The sequence below is a fragment of the Deltaproteobacteria bacterium RIFCSPHIGHO2_02_FULL_44_16 genome, from assembly GCA_001798185.1.
Lineage (GTDB): Bacteria > UBA10199 > UBA10199 > 2-02-FULL-44-16 > 2-02-FULL-44-16 > 2-02-FULL-44-16.
Window position 1 is genome coordinate 52,232 of sequence record MGRM01000012.1, and the last position, 23,186, is coordinate 75,417.

Annotated in this window: 23 protein-coding genes; 7 read left to right on the plus strand and 16 right to left on the minus strand. The window is 43.4% G+C overall.

Going from position 1 to position 23,186, the window contains the following annotated elements; all coding sequences use genetic code 11:
* Window positions 1–196 precede the first annotated feature (196 nt).
* Entirely contained in the window at window positions 197–658 is a 462-nt protein-coding gene (locus tag A3C46_09000; GenBank protein ID OGQ22513.1) for a hypothetical protein, read from the plus strand.
* The gene (locus tag A3C46_09005; GenBank protein OGQ22405.1) at window positions 655–1,644 is read left to right on the plus strand and encodes a hypothetical protein; all 990 of its coding nucleotides are present in this window, start codon (window positions 655–657) and stop codon (window positions 1,642–1,644) included. The genes A3C46_09000 and A3C46_09005 overlap by 4 nt, the downstream gene beginning before the upstream one ends.
* Here the strand turns inward: A3C46_09005 and A3C46_09010 are convergent.
* Window positions 1,634–2,185, minus strand: a complete 552-nt coding sequence (locus A3C46_09010; protein ID OGQ22406.1) for a hypothetical protein — start codon at window positions 2,183–2,185, stop codon at window positions 1,634–1,636. The two genes, A3C46_09005 and A3C46_09010, sit on opposite strands and share 11 nt — an antisense overlap.
* A gap of 5 nt (window positions 2,186–2,190) precedes the next feature.
* Window positions 2,191–3,018, minus strand: coding sequence for a hypothetical protein (locus A3C46_09015; GenBank protein OGQ22407.1), 828 nt, complete (start codon window positions 3,016–3,018; stop codon window positions 2,191–2,193).
* A 260-nt stretch (window positions 3,019–3,278) separates the two neighbouring features.
* Between A3C46_09015 and A3C46_09020 the strand changes: the two genes are divergently transcribed.
* From A3C46_09020 to A3C46_09030, 3 genes are all read left to right on the plus strand, one after another.
* On the plus strand, window positions 3,279–4,442 hold the full coding sequence (locus A3C46_09020) for a hypothetical protein (protein ID OGQ22408.1): 1,164 nt from the start codon (window positions 3,279–3,281) through the stop codon (window positions 4,440–4,442).
* Window positions 4,443–4,510: 68 nt separating this feature from the next.
* Window positions 4,511–5,014: a hypothetical protein gene (locus A3C46_09025; protein ID OGQ22409.1), complete on the plus strand. Its 504-nt coding sequence runs from the start codon at window positions 4,511–4,513 to the stop codon at window positions 5,012–5,014.
* Window positions 5,015–5,124: 110 nt separating this feature from the next.
* Window positions 5,125–6,048, plus strand: a complete 924-nt coding sequence (locus A3C46_09030; protein ID OGQ22410.1) for a hypothetical protein — start codon at window positions 5,125–5,127, stop codon at window positions 6,046–6,048.
* Here A3C46_09030 and A3C46_09035 read toward each other — a convergent pair.
* From A3C46_09035 to A3C46_09065, 7 genes are all read right to left on the minus strand, one after another.
* Complete coding sequence (locus A3C46_09035) at window positions 6,023–7,165, minus strand: hypothetical protein (GenBank protein ID OGQ22411.1); 1,143 nt, start codon at window positions 7,163–7,165, stop codon at window positions 6,023–6,025. The genes A3C46_09030 and A3C46_09035 overlap by 26 nt on opposite strands.
* On the minus strand, window positions 7,166–8,062 hold the full coding sequence (locus A3C46_09040) for a 1,4-dihydroxy-2-naphthoate octaprenyltransferase (GenBank protein OGQ22412.1): 897 nt from the start codon (window positions 8,060–8,062) through the stop codon (window positions 7,166–7,168). It lies immediately after the preceding gene.
* 49 nt (window positions 8,063–8,111) lie between these two features.
* A complete protein-coding gene (locus tag A3C46_09045; GenBank protein ID OGQ22413.1) occupies window positions 8,112–9,110 on the minus strand; it encodes a hypothetical protein in 999 nt (332 codons plus the stop codon).
* Window positions 9,107–9,364: a hypothetical protein gene (locus tag A3C46_09050; protein OGQ22414.1), complete on the minus strand. Its 258-nt coding sequence runs from the start codon at window positions 9,362–9,364 to the stop codon at window positions 9,107–9,109. The genes A3C46_09045 and A3C46_09050 overlap by 4 nt, the downstream gene beginning before the upstream one ends.
* A 286-nt stretch (window positions 9,365–9,650) precedes the next feature.
* Window positions 9,651–10,469, minus strand: a complete 819-nt coding sequence (locus A3C46_09055; GenBank protein OGQ22415.1) for a 1,4-dihydroxy-2-naphthoyl-CoA synthase — start codon at window positions 10,467–10,469, stop codon at window positions 9,651–9,653.
* A 234-nt stretch (window positions 10,470–10,703) separates the two neighbouring features.
* A complete protein-coding gene (locus A3C46_09060; GenBank protein ID OGQ22416.1) occupies window positions 10,704–12,338 on the minus strand; it encodes a 2-succinyl-5-enolpyruvyl-6-hydroxy-3-cyclohexene-1-carboxylic-acid synthase in 1,635 nt (544 codons plus the stop codon).
* On the minus strand, window positions 12,335–13,363 hold the full coding sequence (locus A3C46_09065; GenBank protein ID OGQ22417.1) for a hypothetical protein: 1,029 nt from the start codon (window positions 13,361–13,363) through the stop codon (window positions 12,335–12,337). Before A3C46_09065 ends, A3C46_09060 begins: the two co-directional genes overlap by 4 nt.
* 48 nt (window positions 13,364–13,411) lie before the next feature.
* Here A3C46_09065 and A3C46_09070 point away from each other — a divergent pair, with 48 nt between their 5' ends.
* Window positions 13,412–14,212, plus strand: a complete 801-nt coding sequence (locus tag A3C46_09070; protein OGQ22418.1) for a 3-deoxy-7-phosphoheptulonate synthase — start codon at window positions 13,412–13,414, stop codon at window positions 14,210–14,212.
* A gap of 124 nt (window positions 14,213–14,336) precedes the next feature.
* Entirely contained in the window at window positions 14,337–15,056 is a 720-nt protein-coding gene (locus A3C46_09075; GenBank protein OGQ22419.1) for a bifunctional demethylmenaquinone methyltransferase/2-methoxy-6-polyprenyl-1,4-benzoquinol methylase, read from the plus strand.
* A gap of 1 nt (window position 15,057) precedes the next feature.
* On the opposite strand, the gene A3C46_09080 is transcribed toward A3C46_09075, so the two are convergent.
* The 7 genes from A3C46_09080 to A3C46_09110 form a co-directional block, all read right to left on the minus strand.
* On the minus strand, window positions 15,058–16,293 hold the full coding sequence (locus A3C46_09080; protein OGQ22420.1) for a hypothetical protein: 1,236 nt from the start codon (window positions 16,291–16,293) through the stop codon (window positions 15,058–15,060).
* 75 nt (window positions 16,294–16,368) lie between these two features.
* Window positions 16,369–17,349, minus strand: a complete 981-nt coding sequence (locus tag A3C46_09085) for a chorismate synthase (protein ID OGQ22421.1) — start codon at window positions 17,347–17,349, stop codon at window positions 16,369–16,371.
* Window positions 17,339–19,000 (minus strand): hypothetical protein, encoded by a 1,662-nt coding sequence (locus A3C46_09090; GenBank protein OGQ22422.1) that lies wholly within the window; start codon window positions 18,998–19,000, stop codon window positions 17,339–17,341. Before A3C46_09090 ends, A3C46_09085 begins: the two co-directional genes overlap by 11 nt.
* Window positions 18,997–19,989 (minus strand): hypothetical protein, encoded by a 993-nt coding sequence (locus A3C46_09095; GenBank protein OGQ22423.1) that lies wholly within the window; start codon window positions 19,987–19,989, stop codon window positions 18,997–18,999. Before A3C46_09095 ends, A3C46_09090 begins: the two co-directional genes overlap by 4 nt.
* An 88-nt stretch (window positions 19,990–20,077) precedes the next feature.
* Entirely contained in the window at window positions 20,078–20,554 is a 477-nt protein-coding gene (locus A3C46_09100) for a hypothetical protein (GenBank protein OGQ22424.1), read from the minus strand.
* Between the two features lie 149 nt (window positions 20,555–20,703).
* Window positions 20,704–21,990: a hypothetical protein gene (locus A3C46_09105; GenBank protein OGQ22425.1), complete on the minus strand. Its 1,287-nt coding sequence runs from the start codon at window positions 21,988–21,990 to the stop codon at window positions 20,704–20,706.
* Window positions 21,987–23,105 (minus strand): hypothetical protein, encoded by a 1,119-nt coding sequence (locus A3C46_09110; GenBank protein ID OGQ22426.1) that lies wholly within the window; start codon window positions 23,103–23,105, stop codon window positions 21,987–21,989. The genes A3C46_09105 and A3C46_09110 overlap by 4 nt, the downstream gene beginning before the upstream one ends.
* Between the last annotated feature and the right edge of the window lie 81 nt (window positions 23,106–23,186).

Genomic DNA, 23,186 nt, shown 5'->3' on the forward strand with positions numbered 1-23,186 from the left:
GAACAGTGTATAAAAACAAGAGCAAACATCAACAGAGCAGTAAACCTAAAAAAATTTTTCATAAATTTCCCTTTCTCCGATCACCAAAACAATTCCCCGGTTCTCCGGTATACGTATCAAAAATATTATTTTCAAGAATAATTTCAGGAGAAAAATGATTCTTTACCTCTTTTTCTCTTTCTCCTATAAAAACTTTATGGCCTTCGCGATTGCACTTCACGTTCTCTCGGTTGTCATTTGGGTTGGAGGAATGTTCTTTGCCTTCATGGCACTTCGTCCTGCTGCCTATAGTCTTGAAGTTTCACTTCGATTAAAACTTTGGGCTGAAACACTGCGCCGATTTTTCCCTTGGGTTTGGGGAGCAATTATCACCCTTCTTCTCACCGGTTATTGGCTTATCTTTGCTCTCTTTGGCGGCATGAAAGGGTTAGCGCTCCATATCAATCTGATGCAAGGAATCGGCATCTTCATGATGCTTCTTTTCATGCACGTTTTTTTCTCTCCCTATCGACGTTTCAAAAAAGCCGTCAGCGAAAACAATACTGAACTCGGAATGAAGTATTTAAAACAGATTCGTATACTTGTTCTTGTGAATTTACTCCTTGGCATCACCACCATTATTGTCGCCACCGCGGGACGATACGGTTTATTCACATGAAGGGCTGCGCCCTTTTTCTTTTGATTTTGACCATCACTTTTTTTCTTTTTCTCGGTTATTCGCTTTTGCCTGCTTCTTCACTTCCGCCTGGAGGAGTACTCGCCTTTCAAACTGAACCTCTTCCTGACGATGATCAGCTCAAAGTGATCACCTATAATATTGGGTATGCTTCTGGAGAAAAAAATAACGAAGAACCTGTGACGCAGCAGGAGGTGGAAACAAATCTCAAAAACATGGTACTTTCGCTTCTTCCGATGAATGCCGATATCATTTCTCTCCAAGAGGTCGATTTTCGTTCATCGCGAACGTATGACATTGATCAACTCGAATATCTCGCAGAAGAACTTCACCTTCCTTACGCAGCTTATGTGGTCACCTGGAATAAGCGTTATGTCCCATGGCCTTATTGGCCACCTTCACGACACTTTGGTCGTATCGTTTCAGGACAAGCCATCTTAAGTCGACATCCCATTACAGAGCAGACATTGCTCCGTTTTGAGAAGCCGAAAGCAAACGCTTTTTGGTACAACTGGTTTTATCTGGAACGCATTACACAACGCATTCAGGTGGAGATTGAAGGGAAAAAAGCAACCATTTGGAATATCCATCTGGAAACATTTAAAGAAGATTCCAAACGAGAACAAACTGAAATTCTGGCTCGCGAAGTGGTCAATCATCCAAGTGATATCGTGCTTGTGACCGGAGACTTTAATAGTCCTTCAGAGTTTCAGGAAAAGAGCTTCTCCTCCTCAGAACAAATGAAACTTCAGATGCAGAAAAGAAATATTTCCACATTTACAGCAACCACACAGCTCCACAATGCAGAAAAAGAAACTCCCCTTTATTCATCACAAAGCTGGAAGCCGACAAAGAAAATCGATCATATCTTCTTTAATGATGCTCTGAAACTTGAAGAGGTGGGGAACCTCAAGCTCACCGCAAGCGATCATCTTCCCATTTGGGCAAGTTTTTCATTCACTCCGTAAATTTACTTCCATCCAGGAGTGTTTTGTATTCCTGCATGCGCGAAGGAAAGATTTCTGCTTTGATATCGACGAAAATGTGTTTATTCAAAAAGAAATAACGTTGGAGATCGCCCCCATTTGGACCTGGAGCTTGGTCATTATAAGAAAATCCTGAAAGATGTGCTGTTGAGACTGGCGTTATAGAGAGTGTGGGGAATTCATCCTGAAGATACTCATCAAGCGATTCAGGTTGAGAGATTAAAAGAGAAAGTGTCATTGTCGCAATTGTTTTTTCTGTAGTATCGGGACTCGAAAAAACAACATCATAAGAAGTGTCAGTGACTTTCGTTTCTTCGACCGACCATGTCTCTGGAAATGTCACCACCAGTTTTGCAGTTTGATTTGTATAAATATTTTCTTCTACTGTTCCCGGGGTCAACGAGCAGGTCTGTCCCGGAAGACAAGGGTTTCCTGTGCTCGTCAGCGGAGCGGGCTTACTCGTGAGATCAAAACACCCTGAACAGACGAGAAGAAAAAAATAAAAAAGAAATTTTATCTTCATTGTCTCTACTCCTTTGGAAGTCTGCTGACATTAAAAAGTTGAAAATTGAGTTGATACACAGCTTCAGCTTCGTTTTCTTCAGCGAGAAAATGTGAAACTTTTTTGCGAAACTCTTGTAACATCTCTTTTAACCTCTTGAGCCTTTCCTTTGAAACTGCAAAGGTGACTGAGCTAATCTCGCGATGTTCAGCTGGAGTTTTGTCAATAGATTCTCCTGCTCGTTCGATCATTTGTCGATGATAATTCGCAATCGCCAAGGACATCACCTCATCATCTGTCTGAAGATGGCGGTGTTGCTGTCGATATTTTCCATCTTCGCCCCGCACCACAAAACCGAGTTTTTCTAATAATGCGAATGACTCTCCTGCTTCTCGAATTGTGAGAAAAGGATCAAACTGTCGCGCAATCCACTCTGGGTCCTTTCGAAATCCAGGAAAGAGAACAAGTTCTTGAACCACACTATGATACCACTTTGAATAATATTCGAATTGTTCTTGTTGTATCTTTCTTGCTTCAAGATATCGTCGATGCTTCCCAATTCTCGCATAATAAAAATTTCTCTCTTCGTCGTTGCTACTTTGATGAAAGCGAACCAGGTTTTCGAAAAAATCGACTTCCTCTTTCTTCAGCTTGAGCGCTCTTGCTACTTTTTGAATACCATCTCCGGAAAGATTTCGTTTCCCTTGGATCACGAGCATAAGAAAATTACTGGAACGAAATCCTGCAAGTCGTGAAAATGCGCGATATGAAAAACGTTCTCGCCTCTTTTTAAGTTCCTCAAACGCATCCTTCAAGAAGAGACGAAAATCGAGATAGTGAAATACATCAGCCATGATCCTTACCTCTTAAAAGAAATGATGACAAGAAAAATAATACTATAAATGATACTCTAAAGTACACATTTTTTATAAATAAAAATAAGAGAATACAATTAATAATTTATAACTATTTAATATATAACATTCTTTATTTAAAGGCTCATAAGTTTTGTGTACTAATAGAATTCAATATTTTCAAAATAGAGTCATTTTGAACTCGTCTTTCTCCGATAACCAGGGTAAGAAGAACATACCTATTTCTCAAGGAGGAAGCGATGAAGTTAAAAAATGGAACTCTCAAGATGACGCTGATGCTTTTCTGCAGTACTCTGTTTGTTGCGTGCGGTGATGAGAAAAACGTCGTATCAGAAATCATCACCCCCACGTGCACACTCCCCTCTTCATGCGAAGAGAATAATGTAAGTCCTCTTCCTGAAGAGGAAAGCCAAACTGATGAAAGTTCAACGTCGGAAGAAAATACTTCACCACCAGAAACAGAACCTGACGTTGCTCCTCTCGTTTTTTCAGAGCTCGTCAGCTTCAATGGAAATCTTTATGCAAGCGGTCCTTTTAAATGGAATGGAGCACAATGGATTCCCATTCTGCAAAATGGAGAACCCGAAACAGCAATCATTCAGATGAAAGTGATTGGTCTTGAACTTTATTTCATCACGAAAAAGAGCGGTATTTTTAAATACGATGAAATTGACGACTCTGCGGTTCCTGTTGGAGTGGGCCTTGAAGGGAAAGCAATTGCTGATATCACTTTTTTTGAAAATCGTCTTACGGTTGCAGTAGATAAAGAAGGTATTTTTCAATACGACGATACAAGTTTTCAGTGGACGGAAACAATTCCTGCTCCTTTCGGCAAAGAACTTCTCTATTCTGAAATAGCGGAATACAGCAGCGATCTCTATGTGGGAACGCGTGAAAACCCGGGAGAGGAACCACGCGCACAAGGTCTTCTCCAATATACCTCCGGAGCATGGATTGCACTCTCGCCTGTATCATCTGGGTCTGCTCATACCCTTCCTGTTGGATCCGCAGATGCTATCGACGCGCTAATTGCAACTGACATTGGACTCTTCGTCACCGCACACGATCCATCAAGACTGCAAAGCGCTCTCTTTTTTGAAGTCCACGGTCGTACAATGACAAAAAAACCAGGGCCCGGTGACGCAGATGTTTTCACCGATATAATCGTCCTCGATCCCGACACACTTTATGTCAGCGCATCAAACAATCACATCTGGAAACAGGAATTTGACGGAAGTTGGACGCAAATCACATTGATGCGTCCCTATACGAATGCACGAGCAATGGCCTTTCATAACTTTGATCTCTATGTCGGCGCTGAAGAAGTGACGTCGCAAAATACCAATTTTGAATTTCTTATGTTTCAGCTTACGGGCAGCAACTGGCTATCACTTGATCAATAAAAAGAAAAAACCAGAAAACGTCAGACACTTTCTGGTTTGCACATGAACTATAAACATAAGGAGGATCTATGGCACTGCTTGATGTTGAATTAAATGCAAGGACAACTGTTGGAGTAACAACGCAGTATCCAGGAAACACATTTGAACAGAGTTTGACAGGAGGAGCAGAGTTGAAATTAGGCCTTCCCGACAGTCCTTTCTATGTCTCTCTTGGCGGGGAGCTTGGTGTTATGAATTATAGTCAGGACGACTTTGATAGCCAATTCATGATTGGAAGAGCGGAAATGAGTTTAATGTGGAAAAAATCAGAAAATTTTCATTTCGGCATTCTTGCTGCCACAACTCATCGTTTGGGCAGTACAGGTTTTAAGAATGAACCGCCTATGACGCTCTTTGCGGGAGCTGGTTTCGAGACTTCATCTGAATCGTTTCTCTTTCGAGCAAACGCAGGTTACGTCCATATGCGAAAACTCGAGAATCCGATGTTACTTCCAGATGGCCAAAAGTTTTCTTCTGACTTTAATGCAGGAGCATTTGGATTGCATATCACGGTCGGAATACCGATTCTCTAGCTTCACAGCTACTCGTTATCATTCTGAGCATCAGGAATGATTGTGTAAACAGGCCCTAAATCACTAAGAATATTGATTTTTCTCTCAAGAGTAGTACAAAACATTGCCTCATGAAAATAAACATAACCTTTTTTTGCGCGTTCATATTTATTGTTTTATCCTTAAGTTTCTCGTGTGCAGTTCCATTTGATGAAGAAGTATATCATTTCGACTCCATCTCTCTCCCCCCTTCTCATGAAGACACTTTATTGGGAAATGTCGTAACACCTCCAGAAACAGGACTTATAGAAGAGCCGCTCTGCAAGACTCTCGCCATTTCAGGACGATATTATCGTGACCTCACAGGTCAATCAGCACAACTGATCGATAATCATCTTTATCTTATAAGTAGCGCATCAAAACGAAGCTCTGCTGCTATTATTGAATTGAACAGTGACCTCGAAGAAATCTGGCGCGGCGATCTTGACACTCCAGCCAAAATTGCGGGCCACGCCACCTCGCTTGCGTACAAAAAAGGATTCCCCGCGCTTCTGGGAATCAACCAAAAGTTTCTGGTCATTAACTGGGACCTTTTTCGACAGGATGGAAACCTCAGTCGTGCCATCATGCGTGATATTGCAGATCCTCTGGCAGAGAATTTTAGCCGCGGCGAATATGTCACGCTCTATGGTAAAACCTATCTCGCCACCAGCGACTATGTGGGTAACATAAGACTTTATGATGCTGAGAAACTGCGCACAGCAGCTTCTACAATCGAAGAAGGTGTTTTATTTAAAACCATCGCAATGCCTCCTTTTGTGCAATCACTTGTGTGGCAAAATGATAAACTTTTGCTCGTTCGAAATATCGAGAATGTACTCGGCATGCAATTGACCTCTTTGAACCTCGATACAGGTGAAATAGAACAGAATATCTGCTTTACAGGACGCGGCGAACTCGAAGGTTATCGACAACTTCCAGATGGACGAGAAATTTTCCTCACCGGCGAATACGGCGAGGCTGGTGGACTTATGTACGTGACTGAGGTTCCTTAAAAGCTCTCATTTCATTCTTGAGAATCTTTCCGAGAGAAGAACGAGGGAGTTCCTTCATTTGATTGACCACACGAATGCGTTCAAAGGGAAGGACAGTTGCATTGAAGCGGACATAGAGCTCACTCACCTGATCTGCTCGCGCTTGCGCCACAAAAAGATGAATGACTGATCCGAGACGTTCGTTGGAAACAGGGATCAGAACAGCATCTCCTGAAAAACCGATTTCAATGGCGAGATCGTGAAGCAAATGATCAAGACGCGTGAGATCAACACTCTCTCCTCCAATTTTGATCATGTCATCCACACGACCGTGAAAGAGAAGATGATCTCCGAAAAGAGAACCGCGATCATCAGAAGTAAACCAACCGTTTCTTTTGAGATCAGAAAAAATCGCGCCCTCTTCGTGCTCACAGAGATGACCCGTGAAAAGAGAGTTCCCACAAAATTCAAGAAGTCCTTGTGAACTTACCCGTACCTTCATGTGATCCAAAATCTTCAAAGATGGATTCTCATAACCATCGAGCGTCTCGAGGGAAGCAGTGGCCACTTGCGAACAACATTCTGTCAGACCGTAACTTGGCAAAAGATTCCAACCGAGCTTTCGTGCTTGAAGATAAAGTTTTGGGGAGAGTGGTCCACCTCCCACAATAACCGCTCGCAACAGAGGGGGAGCTTCGCATCCAATGTGCACAAGATCATGAATTTGCGTGGGAACAAGCGACACAAGGGTCACATGTTGATCAGAAAGTTGTTTCTGAAAAAAATTCACATCCCAAGGGGTCATTTCCACAGAGGAAGCCCCACTCACATAAGCCCTTGCAAGAACTCCGATCCCACCAACATGAAATTTGGGAAGAGCTAAACCCCAACGATCATTGGAGCTAGCATCGAGATGACGATTCACTGCTTCAGCAGAACAGAGAAGCGCCTCTTTTGAAAGTGCAACGAGTTTTAACTTTCCACTACTCCCTGATGTCGCAAGCCAAACATGACGTTCAAAGGATGGAGCATATTCAAACATTTTTAAAAACCGAACTCGCAAATCATCTGAACAACGTGGATTTAACAAGATATGTGATTCAGGTGAGTCCCACATGATGTGATGAGTGGTTTTCATTTACACTGATCCGAGAAGAAGTCCGACAGAGAGAAAAATTCCAAAAAGGAGATGAAGCAGAGCTCCTTTGGCAAGAAATTGATTATAGGTTCGACTCGGTTCAGTGATAAAAACTCCCTTGGTCACTTTCATTGCAAGTGGCAAAACAAGAAACGGAAGAAGTGCTGCGGCAATATCTCCCCACACAAACCAGAAAAAATTAAGAACAAAAGGAGCAAAACAGAGAAATGCAATTTCCTTTCGTGCAGCCTCAACACCAAAACGAACTGCGAATGAACGCTTCTGTGCTTTTCGATCTCCTTCGACGTCTCTTAAATTATTCACTGCTAACATTACCGTCGAGAGAAGTCCCATCTGCAAACCTGCGAGAAATGTTTCTTTCCCGACTGTCCCTGTTTGGAGATAACTGACTCCGCCGATGATGGTGAGACCAAAAAAGAGAATGACAAAAATTTCTCCAATCCAAAGATAGGAAATGGGAAAGGAACCACCTGTATAAGCATACCCAAGAAACAAACAGATAAAACCGATCAGCAAAATAATCCATCCACTATGGAAGATAAGAGGAAGTCCAAACAGAACTGCAACTGCATAGCTGATGCAAGCTCCGATGAAGACAGCTTTTGGGGAAAGAAGACCGGCTTGTGTCACTCGCAGAGGACCTAAACGTTCATGAGTATCGGTCCCTTTTTTAAAATCGAGAACATCATTAAAAAGATTGGTGCCGATCTGAATTCCGACTCCGACAAAAAGGGCACAGAGAGTGATCCACCACACAAGAGAATGACCACGCGATGCAATGAGGGCAGTAGCAACGATCAGAGGAGCGAATGCTGCGGTAAGTGTTTTTGGTCGAGATGCAAGAATCCAGGCTTGAAACGTACTCACCTTTTCCATGAGTGAGATTCATAGTGGGTCAGATGAGATGCGTCAAGGGTGAGAAAGATTAAAGAGAGATGCAATAGACTTTTGCGGTGATAGTGTAGGAATGCGATGCGTTATCATCATTATTGGCATGCGTTCCACAGCTCCAACCGGCTGATGTTGAAGTACTCTCCCATGTGACGGGATTTGATTCCGTCACGTTCAGATTAAATTCACGATCCCAGCTTGTAACACTGAAAGAACATCCGCCACTGATGGCAATATCATTCGAATCATCGCAAGAAGCTGTTTGTGATGCATCAGCCATAGAATTGCTGGAAACGGTAAGAGTGCTACCTGTCGATGTTCGAACATAAAGAGCTGTTTTCGCTGTGTACAACCCTCCCCCTTGAGGGCCCTGTGATCCAGTCGCTCCAGTGGCGCCCGTCAATCCCTGTGGTCCTTGAGGACCAATTGGTCCCGTCGCTCCAGTGGCACCAGTAGCGCCAGTAGCTCCGGCTGGACCTTGAGCGCCTGTGGCACCAGTTGGTCCTTGCGGCCCAGCAGATCCTTGCGAACTTTGTCCATTCCCACTGATTGCAGGTCCTACCCACGCACCTTGATCATTGATGACTTCACCGTATCCTTCGATCACCACTCGTTTCAGTGAAGCACTCTCATCAAGTGACATTGCTTTTTTGGCGAGTCCTGCATAGCGAGCAACAGGAACACTCTGAAGCGCTAAACGAGGAGCAAATTCCGCATCCTCTTCAATGCTAATGGCGAGATAAAGTTGTTCTTTTGAAAAGATGTCATCAGATAAGACTTTCTCACTTCCCAGAGAGACAGAATAGAGACCATCTTGAATATCCAAAACATGCGTTTCTTCCCAAAGGATTTCCCCATTATTGGCTTCTTCATAAAAACGAAATGTCATTTCATAACTTCCATTGAGAGCCTCTCCCGTTTTATCGGCGACAAAACCTTGATGAAAGAGATTCTGTCCTTCTGCATACGCACGGAGAGAACTGAAAAGAATCATCATCACAATTACAAGAGAAGGAAGTTTTAAAGATTTCATTTGTGCATCTCCTTATTCAGAATATTTAAAGAATCCGCAACAATGAGATTTTCTAAAGCTTCCGCAGAATAGGAAAACGTTTCAAATGAAGCTCCATTCATTTGATAGTGAGCAGACGAAGCCTTATAAGAACCATTTGAAGAAAAACGAGCGGTGTGATGCTTTGTTTTTGCTGTTTTCTCAACAGCTTCTGCTTCTAATGTCACTGAGTTCTCAAGGCCACTTCCACATGCGGCAGAGATACAGAGGACCATAAAGATGTATAGGTGTTTGAATCTCATTTCTCTCCCCTTTTCCTGTATTACTTACATGGAAGAGAGAGCAAGGAGCATGCCAGGCCATCTGCATTCTAAGTAGTTGGTTTTTCGTTAAAATATGACTCAAAAAATTCTCAGCTTGAGAATTTCTCGTTTTGAGATTCCCTTCTAGAGCAAAGTCCTCGTATGTCATTGCGAGGAGCCTAAGCGACGAAGCAATCTCTTGATTGTCAGGAGATCGCCACGCCCTTCGGGCTCGCGATGACATCTTTGCAAACACGCTCTAAGGAAGTTTTGGAAATTTTTTGAAATTGGGAGGCCGCTTTTCCAAAAAGGCTCTTTTCCCCTCTGCAGCTTCTTCGGTCATGTAATAGAGAAGCGTGGCATTCCCTGCAAAATCGAGAAGTCCCATTTGACCATCACAATCTGCATTCATCGCTGATTTTAAACATCGAAGCGCAAGTGGCGAATGCGCAAGCATTTCGCGAGACCAGCTCAGCGTTTCTTCTTCTAATTTTTCAAGAGGAACGACTTTATTCACGAGTCCCATCTCAAGTGCTTCACGCGCATCGTATTGTCGACAGAGATACCAAATTTCGCGCGCTTTTTTCTGACCCACAATGCGAGCTAAATAACTTGCTCCAAGGCCTCCATCGAACGAACCAACTTTGGGACCAGTCTGACCGAAAATCGCATTGTCCGCTGCAATCGTCAGATCGCACACCACATGAAGCACGTGTCCTCCGCCAATCGCATATCCAGCGACCATCGCGATGACAGGTTTGGGAAGCGAACGGATCTGTTTTTGCACATCGAGAATATTAAGACGCGGGACGCCATCATCACCCACATATCCAGCCTCTCCACGAACACGTTGATCTCCACCCGAACAAAAGGCTTTGTCACCCTCTCCTGTCAGAATGACAACGCCAACTTCCGGATCATCGCGCACAATTTCGAATGCCTCTTTTAATTCTTTGACCGTGAGAGGTCGAAAAGCATTTCGTACTTCAGGACGATTGATCGTAATTTTCGCAACACCATCAATTGTCTTTTCGCATTTGATATCCTCAAATGTTTTTATTGGGGACCACAGTGTCATATTTATCTCCTAAAATTTAATTGTCATTGCGAGAAGCGTGAGCGACGAAGCAATCTCCCGGCTATCTTACAAATCACTTTTTATTGTCATTCCCGCGAAAGCGGGAATCCAGAAAACATTAGAAACGACTGGATCCCCGCCTACGCGAGGATGACAAACATAATCAAAAACATTTCAGAGAAAGAGAGCGCATGAGATCGCCACGCCCTTTGGGCTCGCGATGACATCTTAACTCTACATTCTTCTCAATTCTTGATACTCATCCCAAAATTTTGCTGTCTCGCTTTCATCTGGAATCAATTCGATCACTACTCTCTTTCCAAGATCAAGTTTATCTGGAATTCGATTCCATTGTTGATAGTCAAGATTCCACATGACTGCCCATGCTTCAAATGATTTTGAATGTCGATGTTGAAAAATTTTATCGTCAAACATACGCGAAAAAATCATTCCCCCTTTATTATTAATCACCACAAAACGAATATTCATTTCTGGTGAGAGCTGATCTAAAATCCAGGGAGCGCTGAGATCATAAAGTGCTGTAAGATCACCGACGATCGCCCAATTTTCTCGATGTTCTTCACATAAACCAAAAAATGTTGAAAGTTGACCGTCAATACCATTGGCTCCACGATTTGTCAGCACGTGATATTCACGACTTTCTCGCGTTGCCGCAAGATCCCATTCACGAAGAGGAAGACTGTTGCCGAGATAAACCAGAGAACCTTTTGGAATTTTTTGCGAAAGCGTATGCATCAAACTCGGTTCTGCACATGGAGAGACTTCATACAATTCTTTCAGCCGAAGCGATCGTAAACGATCCTGCTCAAAGAAATCTGAAAAGGATTCTGAAGATGTCTTCACTTCAACTTGAGACAAAGCAGAAAAATTTGAAACATGAAGAAGAGTATTTTTGCGAGCGAGCCCAGAAAATGGAGATCGTGAAACCGAAAAGACTGGAAGCTCTTTCCATTTCACTTCGAGATCTCGCCAGAAACGTGTTGTCGGGACACTTCCTAATCGAAGAACAGCATCAAAATTTATTTCATTTAAAAGATGTGCAGAGTGAAGAAGCGGTAGGGGCGAACGGCGTTCGCCCAGGCGTGTGCCACACGCCCCTACATATTCACGTAAACCGGAATGTGCCTCAGCATACACAGGAACTTTCAACTTTAATAAAAAACCGCTGACCGGTTGATGATCTTCTGGCTGCAAGGCTCCGAGAAGAACAACAAGTCGCTGTGATCGTTCTAAAAAAAGTTGAAGTGAAGAACAATCTACATTTTGGTGTGTCATTCCAGCGAAAGCGGGAATCTCATGAAGTTCAGGAGATCCCTGCCTACGCAGGGATGACATACAAGAGCTCTGCAAACATGCGGTATCTTCATCAAGCAAAGGTTCATCAAAACAGATATTGAGATGAATCGGCGATGTTCGATCCCAGAGAGAAAGATCAATCGAGACATCCCCTTCCAGATCAAATGATTTCGAAACGTAAGGAGAAAAAAAATTTTCCTGCTCAATGGATTGAGGAGCACCTGTACCTCGATAGTGCTTTGGCCGATCAGCAGTTACCAGAACTAATGGAGTCGAGGAATAATAAGCTTCAATCGTTGCAGGGAGAAGTTCAGCAACTGCAGTTCCCGATGTCGTCACAACAGCAACCGGTTCTTGTTTGCAACGCGCTCGCCCCAGCGCAAAAAAAGCTGCTGATCGCTCTTCAAAGTGTGTCCATATTTTTATTGTTTCTGTTTTTTGAAATGTCATCACAAGAGGAGCGTTTCGCGAACCAGGACAAAGCACCACTTCGCGGACACCATGTTTTATCAACACTGAAACAAGTTCTCTTGCGAGATGCATATTACTCATAATGAAAACATCTCCTTGACTGAACGTTGTTTCAGTAAAATTTCATTCCATTCATCATCCACATGACTTTCTGCAATCACACCACATCCAGCACCAAGTTTAATTTGTCGCTCTTTCCACATCACATTTCGTATCGCGACAAAACATTTTCTCTTCTGATCTGGCCATTCAATTCCAAAAGGAGCGCCAAAGAGCCCTCGCGGAAAAAGAGATTCTTGGTAACGAAGCCATTTCATACCTGCTTCACGCGGCATTGCTCCAAGAGCTGCTGTTGGATGCATGATGCGAATGATCGTTTCAAAATTGAGCGGATGATGAAGTTTTACAAAAATGCCTGTTTTTAAATGTGAAAGCATTGGAATTGTACAAACGGAAGTAGGTCCAAACTCAATACTTCCATGCGATGAAAGAACATTCTGAAGATCGTGCAGGACATATTGGTGTTCTTGTTGTTCCTTCGAATTTTTCAGGGCTGCGCCCTTTCCATTTTTACTTGTGCCGGCAAGAGCAACGGTAGTGATATGCGCAGCATCAGATTGCGCGAAAAGAATTTCAGGAGTTGCCCCAAAAATTCCACTCTTTTTATTCCAGAAACCATACACCGAAAGTGTTGAGGGAAGCTCAAGTGATTTTTTGACCAGTGTTGTTATCAATGCTGGATGATTGTCACGCAATAACCCCTCTTCAAAAGCAAGAGGAACAGCTTTTTGAAGAATATCAGCAGCAATATTTTTCTGAAGATCGAAAAAGAGTTCGCGAAAGAGGCTTGGATTGGGAGCGCTCCATACAATGTTTACATGAGGAGAAGAAAAATCTTGAAGGAGAGAGAGGATCTCTTTTTTATCGACTTCGTCATAAGATGCAGGATGCTTCCATGGAGTGAGATCATCTAAAAAAAAATCCGGGACGAAAAAAGCTAGACGATTTGAAATGCGAGTGGAATTCTCTTCAAAAGGCCCTTTGGCCAGAAGATAGCGATTTGACGCAATTTGTAAAATTGCACCAGATGTCAAAAAATCATCCATAAATTCGGCTCTTGAATCAGAGGAAATAACGTGATTAATACGCCCTCTATGGTCAAGTCAACTCGCGTCGTTCAGGTTGGAGGCGTTCGAATCGGTGGCAAAGAACTGGTCGTTATTGCTGGACCCTGCTCGATCGAATCTGAAGCCCAATTTCTGCAAGCTGGAAAAACCGCCAAATCTGGAGGAGCACATCTTCTCCGCGGTGGGATTTATAAACTCCGAACGCACCCGCAATCATTTCAAGGTTTAGGAGAAGCTGCACTTGGCATTGCTCGCTCTGTTCGCGAACAAATTGGTCTTCCTCTTGTTTCTGAGGTAACAGATCCACGACAGATTGAGCCGCTCTTGGAAACGATTGATGTTTTTCAAGTGGGAACACGTAATATGTTTAATTATCCTCTTCTCAAAGAACTCGGAAAAATTTCAAAACCGGTTATTTTGAAACGCTCTTTTTCAGCTACGATTGAAGAATGGCTCCTCTCCGCTGAATATATTGAGAGTGAAGGAAATCAGAATATTATTTTATGTGAACGCGGCATTAGAACCTTTGAACCTGCAACCCGTAACACTCTTGATCTTGCCGCCGTCGCTTATGTCAAGCGCCATTCATCACTTCCGATTCTGGTTGATCCTTCACATGGCACTGGTCGACGTGAACTCGTCGAGCCAATGTCACTTGCTGCCATTGCGGCAGGAGCCGACGGATTACTCATCGAAGTTCATCCTAATGCCGAAGCCTCTCTTTCAGATGGACATCAATCCATCGACGGCGATGCATTTATTTCACTCATGGCAAAAGTAGAGCGTATTGGGAAGGCTGTTGATCGTCCGATGATGAGGTTTATGTGAAAGAAGTCATTTCAAAACGGTTTATTGTTACGGGTCCTGCCGCCTGCGGCATCCCGCAGTCTCCGCTGACATGCGGAGACATGCGAAATAGCCTCCGACGTCACCCGAATGATGGAGTTTTGAAATGACTTCTCTCCTCAAGAATTCACCTGATGCGACAAAAATCAAATCGATGTTTAACGCCATCTCGCATCGATACGATCGTGCAAACACAATTCTTTCTGGCGGCATTCATCATCTTTGGAGAAAAAAAGTTGTTGCGTGGAGCGGCGCTTCGCAGGGAATGAATATTCTGGATTGCGCAACTGGAACAGGTGATCTTGCAATTGCCTTTAAAAAGGCAGTGGAATCTGAAGGGAAAGTCATCGGTACAGATTTTTCGTCTGCAATGCTCGCACTTGCTACCGAAAAAGCGTCCAGAAAAGGGATGACAATCCCTTTTGAAGAAGCTGATGTCTTAAAACTTCAATATCCGGAAAATTCTTTTGACATTACGAGCATCGCCTTTGGTATTCGCAATGTGGCTGATCCGATAAAGGGTCTTTCCGAACTTGCTCGCGTTACTCGTCCTGGTGGATGTGTGATGGTTCTCGAGTTTGGTCAGCCAACATTTCCGATCTGGAAAGAATGTTATCAGTTTTATTCAAAGTATCTTCTCCCAAAATTAGGCGGACTCATCACGGGGAAACGTGATGCTTATGAATACCTTCACAATTCCTCAGAATATTTTCCTTGTCGCGAAAAATTTGTAAAACTCATGCAAGCAACAACAATGTTTTCGTCGGTTGAATATCGAAGCCTCACCGGCGGTGTGGCGTGGATGTATAAAGGAATGGTGAAGTAAATTATTTCTTCGCGAATGTCTGTGGAATGTATTCTCGGATCAAAGCTGTGAATTCTGGTGAAGCGATATAGGCATCGACTACTTTTCCTAATGTCAACATAGCATCAAAAAGTTTGAGCGCTCGTGCATCCCCTTGAAGGGATTTTTTTACTTTCGCTTTTAAACTGGTGATTATGTCGGGGCTCACCTGCTGTCCTTCAGCACGATGGATAAAAAATCCCCAATAAAGAGCAGTGCCAACAGGAATACCAAAGCGGTTGCGGTTGAACAGGTTGAAATCTTCCTGATTCATCTTTAACGCGTTGGCAAAATGCTTCGACCATTCTGCTCGGTCCTGATCAATAAAGGAAGAATTAATGTGTTGAAAAAATGCCACATCTCCCATTTCTTCAATCGTATACTGAGTATCATACTGGGTGGCACCGGCGAAACGTGGATTTGCTTGCGACCATTCAAGGACTTCTTGCATTACAGAAGCAGCATGACGGTACTTTGGATCTTTCACAGCGCGAGCAAGGATAAGATCTCGAAAGAGCTTGTACCCGCCATCCACTGCGGCTTTTAGATAAAGACCATGTCCTCTTTCATGAACACAATCTCCGGCAGCATTATCAAGCGATTGAGAAAAATTCGCATAAATAACTTGCGTCAGTTCATGAGTGTCTCTTTTTACTGTTGAAGTATGTCTAAAAGGCGACCACCACTTAAGAGCATAAAGATAAGTACTGGAGGCTGAACCGCAATATTGTGCAATCTCAGAAAAACGTTCCGGGGTTGCACCAGAAAGAGTTGCGTCTGTAATCACTTGCCAAAGGTTTTCTTGATCTGAATAAATTCCAACATTCGATTCAGGGGTAAGTCGTATCCAGCCATTTGCCATGGCTTGTTCAATATGACGATAATTTTGCAACCAAAGCTCATTTGGTTGAAAACGTTTAAATGGCAGTTCAAAACCGCTGTTCGCATGGAAACGCTTTGTATCCAGCTTTGAATAAATGGTCGCTGGATCGATATCATTATTTGGTTTTCCAGAAACACTTTCACTCGCATCCCAATTTTCTAAAGTACGCAAAAGATTTTTAGCTACCTGTGCATCAAACGTAAACACTCCAGCTTCTGTTGAATACGTCAGTTCAGCAGACGACTGCGTTGTGCGAAGAAAAGCATACAATTCATTAATAGTATGAGAATTCAGAAGATAAAGCCTTTGATCACTATAAACGGTACTACCAGCCATGGGAAGCCTCGTAAAGAACTTATGATCCTTTTTGTATCGGAGAGAAAGAGGAAAAGTTGCGCAGGAGGAGAAGCCCTATATAATTCGATCCAATCGTTGCCATAAGAGGTGATCCGCAAGAACGAGCCAGGTCATGGCCTCACAGACAGGAAGTGCTCGTGGGACAATGCAAGGGTCGTGGCGACCTTTTTTGGCAACATCGAGCACAGATGCCGGAGGTTTGAAGGCAACGCGAACAGAAATCGGTTCGCCTGTTGTAATCCCTCCACGAATTCCACCATAGGGAGATTCTGTTTCTCCTCGTCGATGAAACTCTGATCCTTCTGCTGATGCAGAAGCGAAACCATCTCCAATTTCTACGGCCGACGTTGCGCCAACACTCATATATGCCGATGCCAGATCTGATTTGAATTTGTGGAAAACAGGTTGTCCAAGACCTTTTGGAGCTCCCGCAATCGTAAGATCAACCACTCCACCATAATTTTTCCCCTCTTCCTTTGCTTGCAAGAGAAATTTTTCAACTCGTCCTGTGAAATGATTTTTTTGCTCTTCGGGAGTCAATGTCAGTGGACCAATTTGGGTGATCACTCCTTGAATTAAAATTTCTGGAGAGATTGTTTGCACAAACATCTGTGCTATCGCTGCTGCCATTACGCGCGCTCCTGTTTCACGACCTGAAGCTCGTCCTCCACCGCGATAGTCAGCATGACCAAACTTCTCTTGCCACACATCATCTGCGTGTCCTGGCCTCGGATTGTTTTTTATCTTCTGATAATCTTCAGAACGAGCATCTTGATTGCGAACAATTATTGCAATCGGTGTTCCCAAAGTTTTTCCTTCAAACATGCCACTTAAAATTTCAGGAATATCCGATTCATTTCGAGATGAAACCACTGAACTCGATCCAGGTCGACGGCGCTGCATCCATTCGTGAAGCAACGTTTCGTCAAATAAAACTCCTGCAGGACATCCATCGATCACAACGCCAAGTGCGATCCCATGACTTTCACCAAACGTGGTAATGCGAAAGTGTTGTCCGAAAGAATTAGCGGGCATATTCTCTCCAAAACTCTCTCTGTCCTTCTGCTTGTTTCTGAAACATTGTCATACCCGATATATACGCTGCTCCGATTCGCTCCGCATAGTCAAGGCCTGGAGAAAAGTCGTGATAATGAAGATCAACGACGTGCTTTGGCTTCCAAGAAAGAGGCGGATGTGATCCTTCATGTCCAGTTGCCCAAAGAATAACATCAGGCTTTTCAAGATGAGTTCCCTGCTTCAACTTTCCAGTTCGCGAAGAATAAAAAGATGCGTCTGGAAGAAAATGTTGAAGCATGGGAAGAAGCGAACCCCCGCCCCAGACAACAATATTTTTTTTGTCTCGGATGTCGGAAATAAGAACTTCAAATCCCAGATAATCTGTATTTATACCCAGCCATTCTTGTGTGACATCATTCCACATAATCGTATTTATTGATGAGAATGTAGGGGCGCACGGCCGTGCGCCCCTACAAAGCATCGCTGCTTTATACTTCAATGGCGATGTGACAGCGGCATAGCGTAAACCAAATTTCTGCAAAATATCCAAAGCGCCACTCTTCCAATCATTTTCAGTCATACGAATACGAAAAACAGGAATTTCTTTGGATGCAAAAAATTCAGAATGCTCTGCGGGAGTAAAACTGTGCGCAACAGGATCACCAAGAACTGCGGCAAATATTTTGGCATGAGGCGGCCGCCTCACCCAATCTAAGAGAAGCGGCTGATCAAGCGCGCTCCACTCATCCTCTCGAATAAAATTGAGCTTCATCTGATATCGCAGCAGACGATACCATTGCCACCGTCCATCATCTGATCGCGGTAAAAAGGAACGGTTGTGAGGATCCTTTTGCATCCATTCATCCCCTTCAAGAAGTTCTTGAAAGGAGTGAATTTTCACGGCCAATTTCAATGGTTTCTTCGCATTATTCGTGGCTTCAAGATGAGCAAGAACATCTGATAAGGTCTCTCCCTCATCTCGATGATGCAGGTCATGCACACTCTCTGGAAAATGAAGCTTCCCTTCTGGAACATGTTTCAACAGCCACTCTTTTTGTTCAGAAGTTAAAAGATCATCGCGCAGTTCAAATGCATCGATTCCAAACTGAAGACGATCATTCAACCATTGTTGATCTAATTTTTGGTTCGGCAAAATCGTTATCATGCCACCCACATTCTTTAATTGATGAGAGAAAAAGTTTTTCTCTTCGTTGTTTGGACGATTGAATCCTTCAGGAATCGTGAGAATCTCATGCGACTCAGAACGATAACGATCTTCTCGCGAAAGAAAACGCTCACGATACGTAGCAAGTTCACTTGCCTGAGGATTCAAACGCGGGCGTCCAGGAATAATATGTCCATATTTGTCGGTTTCACGTCGAACCCAAAGAACACGAACATCTTGTGGAAAGTCTCCTTCAAAACCTGCACCGATTGAAATATAAAGCGGCTTCTGTTTTTCAGAAGCAAGAATTTGTTCAAAGTATTTTTTTTCCAATTCGCGAAACTTTTTTTCTCCCTGCCGAGAAAAAATATCATTGATGGGGCCTTCGGCCTTTTCGATCACTTCGTCCAGATCAACCGTTGTCGCATGTGGAACATACGACTGAATTCTTCTCAGAAGCGATGTCTTCCCCGCCCCCCGATGTCCGATGAGAATCGTGATCATGATGGTCCAAAGGGGTCAAGTCTTGACTTTTCACTTTTCAATTCACAATCAAGTCGTTTCCAGCGCCCATCTTTTTCTATCTTGAACCGATCGATATTGATAAGGCGCGAAACCTGGGAGGGATGAATGTGTCCGACGATATGTCTCATTTTCTGATAACTTAAACCTAATTCTTGTCGGAGAGCTAAAATAAAAGTCTTTCGCCAAAAACGGGCATCTGATCCTTTTCCTCTTTTCATTGTTCTCCAAGAAAGTTGAGAAAGAGTACAAACCACTTTTCTGATTTGCAAAATCGATAATATCCGAGGCTCTTGCAATCGAACAACAACTTCGGAATCAGAACGAGGTGATAGATAATTCTGTGTAATCCATTCTTGATAAGAATCTTTGCTCAAAATACTCGGCCAACGAGTTCCGTCCAAAGTTGCTCGAAGAGTTTCAGGAATTCCAGCAGCGATAAATTGCACAAGCTCGCGTCGTGCTTTATTCTGTCGCTGTCCAAATCGCTGCAAAATGATGTCAGTAACAAGACACTGCGGTTTTTTTGATCTGCCTAAATAATACGGAAAGCTCGACCATATATAATGATGCGCCTTTGAAGTAAGATTTGCCTTTGCGGGATTGAGATGGATATAGCGCACAAGCTCATCAAGATAAGCATCTTCTTCAACGAGGATCGCCTTAAAACGTCCCCGAAAAAGCGACGCGTCTCGATTCCAGCGCCTATTGTATCGCTGTGTATAGACGCCGTTGATGTGACGCATGACCCGAGATAAATTCGCAAGCGGTGTTCTGATTAAGAGATGATAATGATTTGGCATCAGGCAGTAAGCATGCACTTCTGATTTCCACATGAGTGATGTTTCACCAAGGAGAGTTAAGAATGCCGTATAGTCTCGAGCATCACGAAAAATCTGCTGCTTTCCCGCGCCGCGATTCATCACATGATACCAAGCGCCTGGATATTGAACACGAAGTGGGCGAGACATAGATCATGTCTATTCGAGAGAAATGAAAAGTCAAGACTTGACCCTTCGACATTGGCCACGACCAAAATGTAGTGGAATGCTTAAACTTTTAGTCCAACTTGGCTAGACTTGTCGCTATGGCTTCCCCAAGTGCAAAGACGTCAAAAAATTGTTGAATACCACCCGTAACTCTTAGCTCATCTGTTCGTGGCGTACAAGTTAAGTCAATAAAAGGTACTACGATTATATCTGAAAAAAGGAAAACACGGCCCCCAAAAGCAAGCGTCGTTTGGTCACCAAATTGCACCCCTACTTTTGGCTGAACACCTAACGTTAAATTTGTGCCGTAATCTGTTAAAGTATAGGTGGGGGCTGCCGTAAACACGCTATTCCTTCCCAGATTTAGATCTAAATTGAATAGTAGTCCATGCCGCACAATCATCCCTTCAAATTCTCCTTCTGAAACACTCAATTTTTCCATAAGACCAAGGCCAAAGTTAACTTGGACCGCTGGATTATTCTGCCCTTTAATTTCATCTGAGTACCCAAATCCTGCGAATCCAATTGCTTGCACTGGCTGCGTCATAAAAACCTCCTCTTGAACCCCTTCTATTCCTATTTTCGACTATTCTTAGAATTTGTTGTGTGAAATTTTTAAAATTTTAGGCATTGTTGTTGCAATAAAGTAAAAGTCAAGACTTGACCCCTTCACGATATCATCGATAAGAAGAGTGATCATAAATACTCCTTCGCAATCTCTAAAAATTCTGGAAAACTTTTGCGCACACATTCTTTGTTGTGAACCTTTATCTTATGGCCAGCGGCATTCGCAATTGCCGCCGCCATAACTAATCGATGATCGTCATCAGGATCGAATTCAACTGCCTTAGCGCCAAAGGCCATACCTTGGCCCATGATATCAAGTCCGCTATCTCTACGTCGCGTAGGACATCCCATTTTCTGCAACAGCTGCGCTGTTTTGAGAATACGATCTGATTCTTTATGTGCAAGATGTGGAGCTCCCACAAGCGATGAAGTCCCACGTGCAAGACCACATAAAATCGCTGCAATCGGAAAAAGATCGGGAGTATTTCGAAAATTCCAGCGTAAAGGAGATAACATTTTCGTTTTTTGCCTCACACAAAGTTTATCGCCATCTATAGCAACATTTGCTCCGAGTACTTTGAGAAGTTCTGGAAAAATACGATCTGGCTGAAGACTCTCGTGAGGATAATTTTGAATAATCGCTTCTCCTGCAACCGTTGCAAGTGAACAGACCGCAAAAGCACTACTTACATCTGATTCAACAGAATATGTTCCTGCCAGCGGTGTTTGCTGAGCAGCCAAAATCATTTTGTTGGAATCGAATTGAAATTTCATTCCAGCACGTTTCGCAAGTTCAATGGTCATGGCAGTATATCCTTCTGAAACAGCATCTCCGGAGGGAAGAAGATGCAGATCAAAAGGAAGCTGCCATGCATTAAGAATGACAGCTGAGAGAAACTGACTTGAAACATTTGTCTCAATACGAAGTGGAAGAGTTGGCTGCTTCCATCCTTCCGAAATCACCATCCATGAATCTTCTGTGATCTGAACAGAAACACCAAGGTGCCTCAAAATACTTTGTACAGGTTCATGAGGACGACCAAGAAGACGAGATGTACCACGAAGAAGATGCTTTCCTGGAATGCGCGATGCTGCAAGCACAAGATGCCGGAACACAAAAGCTGCTGCTCCACAGTCAATCGGAGTATTTGCTTTTAAGGATTCTAATCCTTTTCGCATCAACAGCACATCATCACACTGCGAATCCCCTTCAATTTGAAACTGTGCTGTCATTCCCGCGAAAGCGGGAATCTCATGAAGTTCAGGAGATCCCTGCTGGAGTTTACCCCCGAATGTCTTAGGCGGGGGCAGGGATGACATAACAGAATTCATATTCGAAAAATAATATTGAATCAAAAGAAGTCGATTGAGCATCGACTTCGATGCCGGGAGTGAACCGTGATAAGAAAATGTCATTCGACCCATCCTTGTCTTTTGGCTTCTTGCGCAATCTCATCTACGGAAACTGGTTTCAGAATTGGTTGTCCGATTTTTTTCAAAAAGACAAATGTGAGTTTATCGTTTGAGAGAGATTTTTTGTCGCTGAGAAGAAGTTGACGAAAAGTTTTTTCTGGGATTTTTTCAATGCGCTTCGGAAAAAATTTAATCAAAGACTTTTCGAGAAGATTTTCTACCTCACGCATTTGAGATAAATGGAACTTCAGCTTGCTCCACTCAAGTGCAAAACGAAGACCATTTGCTACTGCTTTTCCGTGAGACCAACCGTAGTACGTTTCAAAAACATGTCCGACAGTGTGACCAAGGTTGAGCACTTGTCGTGGTCCTGTTTCGTATGGGTCAGCATTTACAATGCGATATTTTGCTCGAACCGCTTCATTCAGAAAGGCACACATTATCTGAGAAATCGCTGCGCCGCTGCGACGTTCCTCGTCAGCACCCGCGAGGTGTTTAGCGGGCGCGCGCGAGGATCGAGCAGACAGGCGCGCTGCATCGAAATTGGCATTGGAAAGAAGTCGATTGACCCATTCACTCCCATCAATCAGCGCGATCTTCACGAGTTCTGCCATAGCTTCCTGCGCAAGCGCTTCACGTTGTGTTTCTAAAAGTTCACGGACAATAAAAATTTTCTTTGGGGGATAAAATGTCCCAATCTGATTCTTGACACCGCCGACATTCAGCGCTGTCTTTCCCCCATGCACGGCATCGATAGCGGCAAGCCATGTGCTTGGAATATGGATGAGCCGAACTCCACGCTTCAACACACTCGCCACAAATCCGCCAAAGTCACAAACTGATCCGCCTCCAATGCAAACAATCGTCAGATCCTTTCGCGAAAGAGAGTTCGTGAGTCGAACTATTTTTTGAAGATGATATGAAAAGGACTCAATCGATTTGAGCTTCTCTCCGGCAATAACTGGATATCGAAGTGGAAACTGTTTCATCCAAGAAGAAAAACCCTTGATACACGCCAAAAGTTTTTGGTCAAAAATGAGCAACGGCTTTGGGCCTAATTTTTTGGGTACTGGTAAGGTAAGGCAATGATAAGTGTTATTCATTTTGTGAGAAGTCATTTTAAAACTTTTTATCCCATTGCTTGCGCGAAGGGGAAACTCGCAGAAGGTATCGCGGAAGCGATTTTCTCAAACGGGATA